We start from the raw sequence: 12,553 nt of genomic DNA, 5'->3' as shown, positions 1-12,553 counted from the left end.
GAACAGCACCGACAACCGAGCCGAGAGTAAAAAAACGCTCCCCCGATTCAGGCCGGCAGCGCGAGCCAGGCGAGGACGACTGCCGTCGCCCCGACGACGGTCGAGCCGACCGCGTGGGTTCGCAACTCGTCGAGCAGATCGTGGGAGTGTTCGTGCAGCGAACAGACCTCGTCGATCTCGCTGCCGGCCTCGCAGTTGGGCAGGAAGTCCATCGCGACGTGGAGGAAGATGCCCGCGGCGAACCCGAAGACGACGGCGTTGAGTGCCGGTGCCCGCGGGACGGCAAGCAGCGCCGCAGGGATCGCGGTCAGTCCGACGCCGGCCGCGGGCAACAGGAGCGCCGTCGCGGACTTCCCGTTCCGACTCAGCCGTCGGGCGGCCGCGTAGCCGGCAGGCCCCTTGTGTGAGACGATCGCCAGTCCGAGCAGGAGGCCCAGCGTCGGCATCGAACCGTAGACCAGCCCGATGATGAGCCCGGCCGAGAGCGCGTGGGCGGCGATGGCCGCCGTCGTCGTGTCGAAACTCGTCTCGACGTGGGTGAGACGGTGGCCGATGGTGTGGCTGGCGTAGCCGACGACAAGTCCCAGCGCGATGCCGATGCCGCCGATGCGGGGTGAACCGGCCTGTCCGCCTAGCCCCATCGCCTGGGGGACCAGGAACATCGCTGCCGAGGTGACCATCGCCCCGCTGGCGAGTCCGTACCCCCAGACGAGCCGATGCGGGTTGGTCCGTTCAGCCCGCACGCTCAGCCACGCACCCGCGACCATCGCCGCGAACGCGACCCACGAGATGACGAGTACTTTGACGAGCCCGCCGGTGACGGCCAGTGCCGAGAGCGCGATCAGTACGACGACGCTGGCAACACCGACGAGGGACGGGCGGTCGGAGTTATTAAAAATTCTAACTTCGTTAATAGCCATTAACTACTAACAACGCATAGTTACTAATAAATCCATCGGGTAGTGGGGCCGACAGCAGTGTCCGGGAGAGTGACGTATATCACACACAACGCTGTTGGGCAACCGTTTTATGGTCGTTCCGCTCGGGTGTAGAGACAATGAGTTCCCTCTCCGGAACGGCAGTTACGGTCGTCGGGGGCGGCTTCGGCGGGCTTTCAGCGGCCTGCTATCTGGCCGATGCCGGTGCTGACGTCCGTGTGTTGGAAAAGAACGACCATGTCGGCGGCCGCGCCTCCCAACTGGAGGCCGAGGGGTTCCGCTTCGATATGGGTCCCTCCTGGTATCTGATGCCCGATGTCTTCGAGCGCTTTTTCGCGTACTTCGGGCGCGAGCCGAGCGACTTCTACGACCTGGAGCCTCTCGACCCCCACTATCGGATCTTCTTCAAGGACGGCGACCGACTCGACGTGACCGGCGACCACGAGGAGATGCGTGACCTGTTCGAGTCCTACGAACCCGGGGCCGGCGAGGCGTTCGACGACTACCTGGAGACCAGCGAGTCCCACTACGAGACGGCGATGAACAAGTTCGTCTACGAGGACCGCTCGCGCCTGCGTGACTGGATCGATCTGGACGTGCTGACCGCCGCACCGGTCGGCCTCCAGCTCATCGGCTCGATGCAGGGCCACGTCGAGGACTACTTCGAACACCCGAAGCTCCAGCAGATCATGCAGTACACGCTGGTGTTCCTCGGCGGCTCGCCGAAGAACACGCCGGCGCTGTACAACATGATGAGCCACGTCGATTTCAACCTCGGCGTCTACTACCCCGAGGGTGGCATCTACAGCGTCGTCGACGGGCTCGTGGAACTGGGAACCGACCTCGGAGTCACCTACGAGACCAGCGCGGAAGTCGACGAGATCACCCGCCGGAAGGACGGGTTCCTCGTCCAGACCAAGGCGGGCGACGTGTCACACCCCGACCGCGTGGTCGTCAACGCCGACTACGCCCACGCCGAGCGGGAGCTGTTGCCCGACCACGAACGCCAGTACGACGACGACTACTGGGACGACCGGACCTACGCCCCCTCGGCGTTTCTCATGTACATGGGCGTCGAGGGCGACGTCGAGCCCCTGGAACACCACACGCTCGTGCTCCCGACCGACTGGGAGCCCCACTTCGACGACATCTTCGAGGAACCTGACTGGCCCGACGACCCGGCCTACTACCTCTGTGTCCCCTCGAAGACCGACGACACGGTGGCTCCCGACGGACACTCGAACCTGTTCGTCCTGGTCCCCGTCGCGCCGGGGCTCCACGACGGCGAGGCGATCCGTGAGGAGTACCGCGAGAAGATCCTGGCCGACATCGCCGAGAACACGGGCGTGGACCTGCGGGACCGCATCGTCTACGAGAAACAGTTCGCCGTCTCGGACTTCGGCGAGCGGTACAACGCCACGGAGGGCACCGCGCTCGGCCTGGCCCACACGCTGCGCCAGACGGCGCTGCTCCGGCCGAACAACCGCTCCTCGGCCGTCGACGGGCTCTACTTCACGGGTTCGTTTACGACGCCCGGCATCGGGGTCCCGATGTGTCTCATCAGCGGCGAACACACGGCACAGGCACTGATCGACGACGCCCAATGAGCACCGTCACGGACCGTCTCGCCGAGGTCGTCCCCTCGGAGGAGAGCCGTATCGGCTACCTGCTGCGGCTCTCCCGTCCCCGGTTCTGGCTCTACCAGGGCGGACCGGTCATCGTCGCGGCGACCTACGCGGCCGACGGACCGGCCGAACTGTTCTCGCCGCTGTCGATCGCGCTGTTCCTGTATTTCACGCTACCGGCCAACGTCTTCCTCTACGGCGTCAACGACGTCTTCGACGCCGACGTCGACGAACACAACCCGAAGAAAGACGAGGGCCGCGAGGTGAGTTTCCGGAGCGAGGACACCGCCGTCACCGCGACGATCGTCCTCTCCGGCCTCCTCGCGCTGGCCTTCGTCCCGTGGCTGCCGCCGCTGGGCGTGCTCGCGCTCGGCGCCTGGGCGGTCCTCTCCGTGGAGTACTCGGCGCCGCCGCTGCGGTTCAAGACCACGCCGTTCCTCGATTCGATCTCGAACGGGCTGTATATCCTCCCTGGCGTCGTCGCCTACGCCGCCATCGAGGGGGTCGCGCCGCCGGCCACGGCCGTCGCCGGCGCCTGGCTCTGGACGATGGGGATGCACACCTTCTCGGCGATCCCCGATATCGAACCCGACCGCGAGGCCGGCATTGAGACGACCGCGACGTTCCTGGGGGAGTCCAACACCTACTACTACTGCGTGATGTGCTGGCTCACCGCCGCGTTCGTGTTCACCTACACCCACTGGGTGTTCGGGTTGCTCCTGTTGATCTACCCCGGACTCGTCTTCGGCATCCTCGGCATCGGCGTCGACATCGACGAGGCCTACTGGTGGTATCCGGCGATCAACACCGTCGTCGGGATGGCGTTCACGATGCTCGGCCTGTGGGTGATGCTGTATGGCTGAGCTACTGGGCTGGCAGGTCCCGGAGGACCGGAGAGCAGCGACCCGGCGGCTGGACGCGCTCGTCCGTGAACATCGGTTTACCATCGCCGTCGTCTTCCCGCTGGTCGGTGCGGTGACGCTGCTCGCCAGCGCCGAGAACCTGCTCCCGCCGCCGCTGGCGTTCAACCCCTTCTTCGTCCTCTTCGGGACGCTCGTGATGCGCCTGCCGCTGGTCGCCGGGATAGCTCCCCTGCTCGATCGGAAGGCCGTCGCCGCACTGGGGCTGTTGACGGCCTATTCGTACGGCATCGAACTCTACGGCGTCCGCACCGGTTGGCCCTACGGCGAGTTCACGTACGGCGTCGACCTGGGGCCGATGTTGCTCGGGGAGGTCCCGCTTGGACTGCCGGTCTTCTTCTTCCCGCTGGTGTTGAACAGCTACCTGCTCGTGTTGCTCCTGCTCGGCCGACGCGCCGAGTCGATGCTTCCACGGCTCCTGGCGACGCTGGCGACGGTACTGCTCGTCGACCTGGTACTGGACCCCGGGGCAGTGGCGATCGGCTTCTGGGAGTACGAACTGGGGCAGTTCTACGGCGTCCCCTGGCAGAACTACCAGGGATGGCTCCTGTCGGGGTCGATCGCCGTGTTGCTGTTCGATCTGGGGTTCGACCGGGCAGGCCTCCGTCGCCGGCTGGAGTCCTGCGAGTTCATGCTCGACGACCTGGTGAGCTTCGTCCTGTTGTGGGGCGGGATCAACCTCTTCTACGCGAACTGGGTTCCCGTCGGGCTGGCGGCGCTGCTGGGCGGCAGTCTGCTCTGGACCGACCGCTTCGACTTCGACCTCTCGGAGACGCGACTGGGCCGGGCGGTCCGGCGCTGAGAAACCGGCAGGATCGACGGCCGTCGGCGGGTCTTTCAGCGTCGATCCCCTTCCCCGAACGATGACAGCGCTGTTCTCACCACTCGAACTCCGCGAGACGACGGTCCCGAACCGCGTGATGGTCTCGCCGATGTGTCAGTACTCCTGTGACGACCGGGACGGCCTGGCGACCGACTGGCACCGCGTCCACCTGGGCTCGCGTGCCGTCGGCGGGGCGGGTCTTGTGATGACCGAAGCCACCGCCGTCGAGCCGCGCGGGCGCATCTCCCCGGAAGATCTGGGGATCTGGAGCGACGACCACCGGGCCGCACTGGAACCGATCACCGAGTTCGTCAGCGCACAGGGGAGCGTCCCGGCGATCCAGTTGGCACACGCCGGGCGGAAAGCCTCGACGAGTCGGCCCTGGGAGGGACACGAACCGGTCGCCCCCGAGGACGGCGGCTGGGACGTGGTCGGCCCCAGCGGCGAGCCCTGGCCCTACGACGGCGAGGCCCCGCGGACCGAGCGACTGGATCAGCAGGGCATCGAGCAGGTGATCGATTCTTTCCGAAGCGGGGCCGAGCGGGCACTCGCCGCGGGCTTCGAAGTCGCCGAGGTCCACGCTGCCCACGGCTATCTGCTCCACGAGTTCCTCTCGCCCGTGACCAACCACCGCGAGGACGACTACGGCGGCGACTTCGACGGTCGGACCCGCCTGACCCGCGAGGTGACGGGGGCCGTCCGCGAGGTCTGGCCCGACGACAAGCCGGTCTTCGTGCGGATCTCCGCGACGGACTGGCTCCCCGACCGGGACGCCTGGACGGTCGAGGACTCGGTCCGGCTGGCCGACCAACTGGCCGATGTCGGCGCGGATCTGATCGACGTCAGCGGCGGCGGCATCCACCCACAGTCCCGGCCGGAGTACGCCGGTCCGAACTACCAACTGCGGTACGCCGAACGCATCCGCGCCGAGACGGACAGCGACATCGCGGTCGGTGCGGTCGGCGGGATCACCACCCCCGAACAGGCCGAAGCCGTGATCGCCAACGAGCGGGCCGATCTGGCGATCGTCGGCCGTGAACACCTCCGGGACCCGTACTTCGCGCTCCACGCCGCCGACGCGCTGGACGCGACCGACGAGATCGAGGGACCGCCTCAGTACCGCCGCGCGATCGGGTTCTGACGCCGCGTCGGCTCAGACCGAGTCCAGGTCCAGATCGACGGCGTACCAGTCGAGCACGAGCAGCAGGGCCGCGCCGACGACGCCCGCCGCCAGGAACGCCGCGGCGACCTCCGGGGTGAACCCCACCTCGTCGTGAACCTCTTGGACGGGCGCTCGCAGCGCGCCGACGACGAGCGCGACGAGGAACGCGAGCGTCGCCCGCCGGTTGCGGTCCAGCGCACGCCGAACGGCACGCGAGATGGTGAACAGCCCGACCAGCCCGCCCAGCATGAACGTCCCGACCACGGTACCGTGGGCGAGCACGTCGCCGAGGCCACCGCCGGTGACGAGGCCGATCAGCGAGTCGATGAAGTCACTGAGGGTTTCGGACATCCGCGTGTACTGGCCGAGGATGACGAGCAACAGCGAGCCGGAGATCCCCGGGAGGATCATCGCACTGACGGCGATGGCGCCGGCGACGAAGACTAACAGGAGCCCGCCACCCTCCAGAAACTCGGCCTCCCCCGACAGCAGGAACGCCAGCAGGAAGCCGGTGACGCCGGCGACGGCCTGAAACCGCGTCTCGACCGAGAGGTCCCGGACCAGGACGAGTGCGGACGCGGCGATGAGCCCGAAAAAGAACCCGAACAGCAGCGTCGGGACCGTCTGATCGAGGATGTGAATGAGCCGCGTGACGAGAACGACGGCGATAGCGATCCCCGTACAGAGACCGACGACGAACCAGCCGTCGGCCTCCTCGAAGACGGCGAGTGCCCCTCCTGGCGAAATTCCCCCGTCGAGGGGCGTCAGCGCGCGCAGGAACCGGACGACGCGTTCGGGTGTGATGGCGTTGACCGCGCCGATGAGCCGCTCGTAGATGCCGGCGATGAGCGCGATCGTCCCCCCGGAGACGCCCGGAACGGCGTCGGCACTGCCCATGCAGATTCCGATTACGAAGGTCCGGAGCCACTCGCGGGCCGACGGCACCGAACTACGCAGCGTCGGCACCTCCTCGGGCACGGTCGTCATTGCCGGTCATTTCTCCGATGGTGGTGAAGTCTCTTGTGAAGTCCCGACTCCGGGGTGTCGCCTCACGGTTCGTCCCGAGAGACACGCTGTCACCTTACGGCCCCAGATACCCCCACGCCTGGAGCCGGTCGCCGTCACCGTCGATCCAGCGCTCGCCGATGTCGTCCCGGTAGTACATGTTCGGCATCACGATGTCGTCGAGCCGGTCGTAACACTGCTCGCGGGCCTGTTGCATCGTCTCCCCCATCCCCGTGACGACGATCGGCATGCCGTTGTCGCCCGCGACCCGCCACTGGCCGTCGACCCGTTTCGCGTCCTCGATGTGGACGCCGTCGCGGTGATCGGTCTCGAAGACGACCGCGGCGTTCCGGGAGTTCTCGTCGTAGGTCTTCCCGTCGTCGAACGGGAACGGCGGCAGGACGACCCGCACCGCGACCTGGTAGCCGCTGTGGACCGCCAGCTCGGGGTCGTTGCCGTGTGCGAGGTCGTAGAAGAACTCGGCGGTCGAGGACTCGATCGATTCCTCCTGGAGTGCGATCGTCGGGTAGCCGAACCGCGGCGTGAACTCCAGGGGATAGATCCCGTTGTCGTTCACGATACAGTTCAGGTCGATGCTCCCGACGTACCCCTCCTCGGCGAGCCAACCTTCGAGTTTGCCGAAGGTCTCTTCGAACAATCTGTTCTGTCCGGCCCAGAACATCGACGTTCCCATCTCGCCGGTCGAGGGACCGATGTTTCCCGGAAACAGCTTCTTGTGTTCGAAGTTGAAGTTGACCTGGTCGATGAACTCCTCACCGTCGAAGAACCCACAGATCGCGACTTCGACGCCGTCGACTTTCCGCTGTAGTTGGAACCCTTTCATCCGGTGGCCCCACGCCTTCTTGTACGCCTTCAGCACGTCCACGACGTCACTCCCGTCGTCTTCGTTGCCGACGTACAGCAAGCGCTTGACGTTCTGGACTTCGCCCAGCGGTTTGATGACGTACGGGGCAGGGTGCTCTTGGACGTGCTGGATGCCGGCATCGAAGTCGTCGAAGACGTGGTGTTCGACGGTATTCACGCCGTGCTCTTCGAGAATCTCCATCGCGTATCCGCGGTCCTCTTCGAGGTGGTCGGTGTTCGGTGTCCCGCCGACGACGGCCTTCCCCTGCTCGCGTAACTCCTGTGCGAGTTCGCCGGTCCCGATCTCCGAGCCGACCCAGATGTCGTCGAAGACGATCACGTCGGCCCATTCGACTTCTGTGCGCCAGTCGTCGGTCTTCGGGACGAACCCGTCGCCGATCTCCCCGTCGCTCTCGGCTTCGATGTAGTATTTCACGTCGTGGCCCTCACGATGGACCTGCCAGGCGAGATCCGTGATCAGCGCGGCGTCCAGCGAACAGAAGAGGAAGTTCCGGGTATCCATACCGTGACATCTTCCCGGGGCGGTAAATAGCTCCGCGCCGTCGGAACGGTTTTACCCCCCTTGGTCGAACGGCCGAGTATGACTCGCGAGGAACTCGGTGCAGCGAGCGAAGCACTCGAATCGGCCGCCGAATCGACAGACAGCGATGACGCCCGCGAACGCCTCTCGGAGCTGGCTGCACAGCTAGACCGGCTCTCGACGGCGGACCGTGGTCCCGACCACGGGCGACTCGCCCGGATTCAGTCGGCGCTCGACGACCTCGGTAGCGGCGACGGCAGCGACGTGGCAGCGGCGCTCTCGGAGGCCGACGACTACATCAACGACTACCGCTCGGACCTCGACGGCGTCTGAGGCGGACCGTCCCGATACTGTTTCTCGTCCGCCGGGGCCGCCGATACCGGCCCGTTCGCGGTCAGTAGATCGTGAGGTCGGTGAGCAGCGTCCGAAGGCGGTCGCTCGGATCGACGTCGACGCTGCCGGTCGGACGCGGCGCGGTCGCGGTCCCGTACCGATCGAACGCGGTCACCCGGCGGAAGGTGATCGTCCGGGAGGTGGCCAGGTCGCCCCGCTCGTCGTCGTCTGCCAGTGCTCTCGGATCGAAGATCACGGCACAGTCGTCGACGATCCGACTGAGGCGCCCGTCCTCGTCGAGCGTGACACGGACCCCACAGCCCTCGCCCAGCCGTTCGATCTGTCGGGGTAGCACTACCGCCTTGGCGTAGGCGTCGAGGTCGGTGAGTTCGTAGGTCCCGCTGTTGACGGTGGTCCACGCCGCGTCGTGGGGACGGAGAACGTTCCTGAACATCCCCGAATCCTCGATGGCCTGCTGGGAGTGGCGTGGCTCGGCACCCAACTCCGGCCGTGCTGTGACGCTTTCGGGTGCCGGTGCGGTCCAGCTCTGGAGGCTCTCGCTGTCGGTCATGTAGACGACCGAACTCGTCGGGAGCGACCCCGCTGTCACGTTCGTCCAGTGGAACAGGCCGAGCAGCCCCTGATACGGCTGTGGGCTCGGCTGTGGTGGTGCCCGCTCGGTCGTGAGAACGTAGCAGTGTTTCCGGCGGGAGTGCTCGTGGTGCTCGCGGACGCGGCCGACCCGGTAGCCGCTCTCGCCGGCACTGTCGCGTGTCACGGTCACCGTCGTGATCGCCCGGTGGTCGGCCGCGTAGCGGTGCCGGGCCGCGTCGACGATCCGCTCGTTTGGCGTCTCGCCGCCGGGGAGGCCGGGGTCGTACGGCCGGAGGTCGGCGACGCGGACGCCGGCGTAGCCGAACAGCCCCGCCGCCGCGGTCCCCGCGGCCGCGAGGTAGCTCCGTCGGTTCATCCCGCTCCCTCCTCGGTCGCTGTCGGTCGGGACTGGTGCTCGTCGAGTGCGACCGAGGTGTCCTCGTCGGCCCCCTCCCAGATGATACGCACGTCCGTGGGCCGGTCACAGGGATGGAGCAGTGACGCGCCGGGTTCGACGGGGAACGAGTCGACCGGCGGTCCCATCTCGTCGTACCCCGCGTCCTCGCTTGCGGCCCAGAGCGTCTCGGTGTCGTCGGAAACGACGTAGAGGGCGCTCGTGTTCGTTGCTGTCAGGGCGTTCCCGCGGTCGAATCGCACCTCGTAGCCGGACTCCTCGGGCCGCCACTCGAAGGAGAACAGGGCGTTGGGTGGGGACTGCGGATACCCCTCCGTGGAGGGCTCCGAGGGGGCGAGGCCACAGCCGGCCAGGGCGGTCGCGGCCGCGGTGACGAACGTTCGTCGGAACACACCCTCGATTTTTCTAACTGGCGACATAAGCTTGTCTCCATTGTCCACTCCGTTCGCGGTCCTACTCCCCGCCGATCAACTCGTCGGCCAGAATCGGCACGAAGGTCCGCGATCCACCTTTTTCCGAGTCGGGTGGCCTCGCTATGCTCGGCCACCACTCGCGCAAAAACGTGGGCGAAAAAGCCGCTCACTCCGTTCGCGGCGCTACTCCCCGCCGATCAACTCGTCGGCCAGAATCGGCACGAAGGTCCGCGATCCACCTTTTTCCGAGTCGGGTGGCCTCGCTATGCTCGGCCACCACTCGCGCAAAAACGTGGGCGAAAAAGCCGCTCACTCCGTTCGCGGCGCTACTCCCCGCCGATCAACTCGTCGGCCAGAATCGGCACGAAGGTCCCGATGTCGGTGACCATCCCGACGGCCTGGGCCGAGCCACGATCGAGCAACTGCGTGACCGTCGCGGGGTTGATATCGACACAGACCACCCGCGTCGTCGAGGGCAGACAGTTCCCGACGGCGACGGAGTGCAACAGCGTCGAGAGCAGCAACACCATGTCGGCCTCGTGGGCCTGCTCGCGGATGGCGTTCTGTGCCTCGATGGCGTCGGTGATCGTATCGGGCAGCGGGCCGTCGTCGCGGATCGACCCGGCAAGCACGAACGGCCGGTCGTGCTCGACACACTCGTACATGACGCCGGACTCGATGGTTCCGGATTCGACGGCTGCCTCGATAGAACCCTCGCGGATCACCTCGCTGATCGTGTAAATGTGGTGTTTGTGGCCGTGGCGGGGGTGGTCGAGCGTTTCGGTGTTCATTCCCAGCGAGGTCCCGTAGAGGTCCCGCTCGATGTCGTGGACGGCGAAGCCGTTGCCGGCCGAGAGCATGTCGACGTACCCCTCCCGGACCAGGCGAGCGAGGTCCTCGCGGGCGCCCGAGTGGATGAGCGCGGGGCCACAGACCGCGAGTACGGTTCCGCCCTCGTTTTTCGTCTCCTCGATCGCCGTCGCGACCTTCCGGATCGTCGACTCCGAGGGCCGTTCCGAGGAGACGCCGCCTTTCATGAAGCCGAAGGCGCCGCCGGTGTCCCGCGGCCGGTCCGGGGGCCGGACTCGGATGCCGGTGTCGCCGGTGACGATCAGGTCGCCCGCTTCGACGGCGTTGAGGACCTTCGTGTACGCTCGGGGTTCGCCTGTCGGGCTCCGATCCCCGTCCTCGACGACCACGGCACAGTCCATCTCGATGTGGTCGACCGTGAGCCACTCGCCCTCGTAGCGGATATCCGTCGGGTGGTTCGTCGTCGAGTAGAAGCCGTGTGGCACCACTCTGTCAGCGGGCGCGGGTTCGAACGTCGCGTCCTTGGGGTCGGCGGGGTTCGCGCCGATCTGATGGAGTTCGTGGACGATCGTCTGAAGGGCGTCCTCGTCGTCGGCCTCGACCAGCAGGCGGGCGTAGGACTCCTCCTCTTTCCGCCGGCCGATGTCGAACGCCTCGACGGTAAAGGAGCCACCCAGGTCCATGATGAGGCCGAAACAGGACTGCATCGTTCCGGAGTCGATGATGTGTCCCTCCAGTTCGACGACGCGGGAGACGGTCATGGGGGAACTGAGAGGGCAAGCGAGTAAGTCGGTTTGGGTGGGTCGGAGACGCGTCGTTCCCCCGAAACGATCAGTGGGCAGACATCCCGGAGAGGACGTTCAGACAGTACACGCCCGCGACGATGAGACCGATCCCGACGAGGCCGGCCGCGTCGACGGACTCCTCGAAGACGACCACACCGATCGCTGCGACGCCGACGACACCGAGTGCGGCCCAGGTTCCATAGACGACGCCGACCGGGAGTTCCTCCAGGGTAAGCGAGACGAGGTAGAAGGCAAGCCCGTAGCCGATCACCACCCCGAGCGTCGGGACCGGGTTCGTAAAGCCATCCGAGAGTTTGAGCGCGGTCGTCCCGACGAGTTCGGAGACGATCGCGCCGCCGAGTAGTACGTACGGATTCACGCCCGGTTGTGGTCGGCAGTCGACGTTGGTGGTTGTGGAATACGCTGCCACTTGCGATCGGTTTCCCGGCCGGCCGCGCCCGGTGACCTGGCAGGCGTGGACTGGACCCCGTAGATTCTACTCCCGGGCGGTCGCTACCGGCTAGCGATGACCGACCTCGGCGAACTCGGCCTTTCGAGTTACGAAGAGCAGGTCTATCGGACGCTGCTGGTCACGGGTACCGGGACGGCAGCGGCGATCTCCGAAGCGAGTGACGTGCCGCGAGGCCGAATCTACGATGTCCTCAACAGCCTCGAATCCAGGCAACTGGTCCGGACGCGGCCCACGGAACCGACCGAGTACCTCGCAGTGGCGCCTGACGACGCCGTCGAGCAACTCCTCGCCGAGCGAGCAGCCGAACTCCGTACCGAATGGCTCCGGTACCGGGACGTTGCGGAGACGGTACGATCGAACCTGCTCCCGACCGTCCCGGCGGACGCGGATGTCTGGCTCGGCAGGCTCGGCGGCGACGAGATGCAGACGGCGCTGGGGGAGCACGGACGGACGGCCACTTCGTCTGTCCAGGCTGTGGTCGGCCCACCGTACGAGTCGGCTCCGTGGGAGACACTCCATCGGGAAGTGGCGGCGTTTCTCGACGGGGTCGGATCGGATGTCGTCGTCTCGCTGGTGGTCAGCGAGACGGTTCTGGAAACACTCCCGGCAGCGTTCTTCGACACTGTCGATGCCCAACCGACCGAGATCGATATCAGGGCAGTTCCGGAACTACCGGTGTCGTTCGATGTCGTCGACCAGACGGTGACGACGATCGATCTCCCACATCCACAGGACGGTGCCGATCGGATCGGTGTCCTCGCGATCCAGGACAGCGATATTGTCGAGGAGTTCGACCGCCAGTTTCAGGCGCTGTGGACCGACGCGGTTCCGGTCGGCGAATAGCTCTCCCGCC

Annotated in this window: 13 protein-coding genes; 6 read left to right on the top strand and 7 right to left on the bottom strand. The window is 66.5% G+C overall.

The window, feature by feature from the left end; translation table 11 throughout:
* Positions 1 to 47 precede the first annotated feature (47 nt).
* Complete coding sequence (locus VJ109_RS02835) at positions 48 to 920, bottom strand: ZIP family metal transporter (RefSeq protein ID WP_324758852.1); 873 nt, start codon at positions 918 to 920, stop codon at positions 48 to 50.
* A 137-nt stretch (positions 921 to 1,057) separates the two neighbouring features.
* Between VJ109_RS02835 and crtID the strand changes: the two genes are divergently transcribed.
* The 4 genes from crtID (at position 1,058) to VJ109_RS02815 (ending at position 5,447) form a co-directional block, all read left to right on the top strand.
* On the top strand, positions 1,058 to 2,545 hold the full coding sequence (gene crtID, locus VJ109_RS02830; RefSeq protein WP_324758850.1) for a bifunctional phytoene desaturase/3,4-desaturase: 1,488 nt from the start codon (positions 1,058 to 1,060) through the stop codon (positions 2,543 to 2,545).
* Positions 2,542 to 3,426, top strand: coding sequence for a prenyltransferase (locus VJ109_RS02825; protein ID WP_324758848.1), 885 nt, complete (start codon positions 2,542 to 2,544; stop codon positions 3,424 to 3,426). Before crtID ends, VJ109_RS02825 begins: the two co-directional genes overlap by 4 nt.
* Positions 3,419 to 4,285, top strand: a complete 867-nt coding sequence (cruF, locus tag VJ109_RS02820; protein WP_324758846.1) for a bisanhydrobacterioruberin hydratase — start codon at positions 3,419 to 3,421, stop codon at positions 4,283 to 4,285. Before VJ109_RS02825 ends, cruF begins: the two co-directional genes overlap by 8 nt.
* Before the next feature lie 61 nt (positions 4,286 to 4,346).
* Positions 4,347 to 5,447: an NADH:flavin oxidoreductase/NADH oxidase gene (locus VJ109_RS02815; RefSeq protein ID WP_324758844.1), complete on the top strand. Its 1,101-nt coding sequence runs from the start codon at positions 4,347 to 4,349 to the stop codon at positions 5,445 to 5,447.
* 12 nt (positions 5,448 to 5,459) lie between these two features.
* Here the strand turns inward: VJ109_RS02815 and VJ109_RS02810 are convergent, their stop codons facing one another.
* Together VJ109_RS02810 and VJ109_RS02805 are read right to left on the bottom strand one after the other, a co-directional pair.
* Positions 5,460 to 6,455: a DUF368 domain-containing protein gene (locus tag VJ109_RS02810; RefSeq protein ID WP_324758842.1), complete on the bottom strand. Its 996-nt coding sequence runs from the start codon at positions 6,453 to 6,455 to the stop codon at positions 5,460 to 5,462.
* Between the two features lie 94 nt (positions 6,456 to 6,549).
* Positions 6,550 to 7,860, bottom strand: coding sequence for a phosphoribosylamine--glycine ligase (locus VJ109_RS02805; protein ID WP_324758840.1), 1,311 nt, complete (start codon positions 7,858 to 7,860; stop codon positions 6,550 to 6,552).
* Between the two features lie 78 nt (positions 7,861 to 7,938).
* On the opposite strand from VJ109_RS02805, the gene VJ109_RS02800 reads away from it, so the two are divergent.
* Positions 7,939 to 8,211, top strand: coding sequence for a DUF7553 family protein (locus VJ109_RS02800; RefSeq protein WP_324758838.1), 273 nt, complete (start codon positions 7,939 to 7,941; stop codon positions 8,209 to 8,211).
* Between the two features lie 61 nt (positions 8,212 to 8,272).
* Here VJ109_RS02800 and VJ109_RS02795 read toward each other — a convergent pair whose 3' ends face one another.
* The 4 genes from VJ109_RS02795 to VJ109_RS02780 all read right to left on the bottom strand — a co-directional run bounded on the left by VJ109_RS02795 (position 8,273) and on the right by VJ109_RS02780 (position 11,607).
* Positions 8,273 to 9,181, bottom strand: a complete 909-nt coding sequence (locus VJ109_RS02795) for a hypothetical protein (RefSeq protein ID WP_324758836.1) — start codon at positions 9,179 to 9,181, stop codon at positions 8,273 to 8,275.
* On the bottom strand, positions 9,178 to 9,612 hold the full coding sequence (locus tag VJ109_RS02790; RefSeq protein WP_324758835.1) for a hypothetical protein: 435 nt from the start codon (positions 9,610 to 9,612) through the stop codon (positions 9,178 to 9,180). Before VJ109_RS02790 ends, VJ109_RS02795 begins: the two co-directional genes overlap by 4 nt.
* Before the next feature lie 347 nt (positions 9,613 to 9,959).
* Complete coding sequence (locus VJ109_RS02785; RefSeq protein WP_324758833.1) at positions 9,960 to 11,204, bottom strand: ornithine cyclodeaminase, nickel-pincer nucleotide-dependent; 1,245 nt, start codon at positions 11,202 to 11,204, stop codon at positions 9,960 to 9,962.
* A 70-nt stretch (positions 11,205 to 11,274) separates the two neighbouring features.
* Entirely contained in the window at positions 11,275 to 11,607 is a 333-nt protein-coding gene (locus VJ109_RS02780; RefSeq protein WP_276180661.1) for a DMT family transporter, read from the bottom strand.
* A 147-nt stretch (positions 11,608 to 11,754) separates the two neighbouring features.
* Here VJ109_RS02780 and VJ109_RS02775 point away from each other — a divergent pair, with 147 nt between their 5' ends.
* A complete protein-coding gene (locus VJ109_RS02775) occupies positions 11,755 to 12,543 on the top strand; it encodes a TrmB family transcriptional regulator (RefSeq protein ID WP_324758832.1) in 789 nt (262 codons plus the stop codon).
* Positions 12,544 to 12,553 lie beyond the last annotated feature (10 nt).

Source organism: Haloarcula montana (genome assembly GCF_035666295.1).
GTDB classification, from domain to species: Archaea; Halobacteriota; Halobacteria; order Halobacteriales; family Haloarculaceae; genus Haloarcula; species Haloarcula montana.
Note: the sequence above shows the minus strand (reverse complement) of the source record. Positions and strands in the feature narration are given on the sequence as shown.

Excerpts from the sequence above, each read along its gene's own strand:
- VJ109_RS02775 (WP_324758832.1), top strand. The coding sequence starts at position 11,755 with ATGACCGACCTCGGCGAACTCGGCCTTTCGAGTTACGAAGAGCAGGTC.
- VJ109_RS02805 (WP_324758840.1), bottom strand. The coding sequence starts at position 7,860 with ATGGATACCCGGAACTTCCTCTTCTGTTCGCTGGACGCCGCGCTGATC.
- VJ109_RS02825 (WP_324758848.1), top strand. The coding sequence starts at position 2,542 with ATGAGCACCGTCACGGACCGTCTCGCCGAGGTCGTCCCCTCGGAGGAG.
- cruF (WP_324758846.1), top strand. The coding sequence starts at position 3,419 with ATGGCTGAGCTACTGGGCTGGCAGGTCCCGGAGGACCGGAGAGCAGCG.
- VJ109_RS02835 (WP_324758852.1), bottom strand. The coding sequence starts at position 920 with ATGGCTATTAACGAAGTTAGAATTTTTAATAACTCCGACCGCCCGTCC.
- VJ109_RS02810 (WP_324758842.1), bottom strand. The coding sequence starts at position 6,455 with ATGACGACCGTGCCCGAGGAGGTGCCGACGCTGCGTAGTTCGGTGCCG.
- VJ109_RS02785 (WP_324758833.1), bottom strand. The coding sequence starts at position 11,204 with ATGACCGTCTCCCGCGTCGTCGAACTGGAGGGACACATCATCGACTCC.
- VJ109_RS02815 (WP_324758844.1), top strand. The coding sequence starts at position 4,347 with ATGACAGCGCTGTTCTCACCACTCGAACTCCGCGAGACGACGGTCCCG.
- crtID (WP_324758850.1), top strand. The coding sequence starts at position 1,058 with ATGAGTTCCCTCTCCGGAACGGCAGTTACGGTCGTCGGGGGCGGCTTC.
- VJ109_RS02800 (WP_324758838.1), top strand. The coding sequence starts at position 7,939 with ATGACTCGCGAGGAACTCGGTGCAGCGAGCGAAGCACTCGAATCGGCC.
- VJ109_RS02795 (WP_324758836.1), bottom strand. The coding sequence starts at position 9,181 with ATGAACCGACGGAGCTACCTCGCGGCCGCGGGGACCGCGGCGGCGGGG.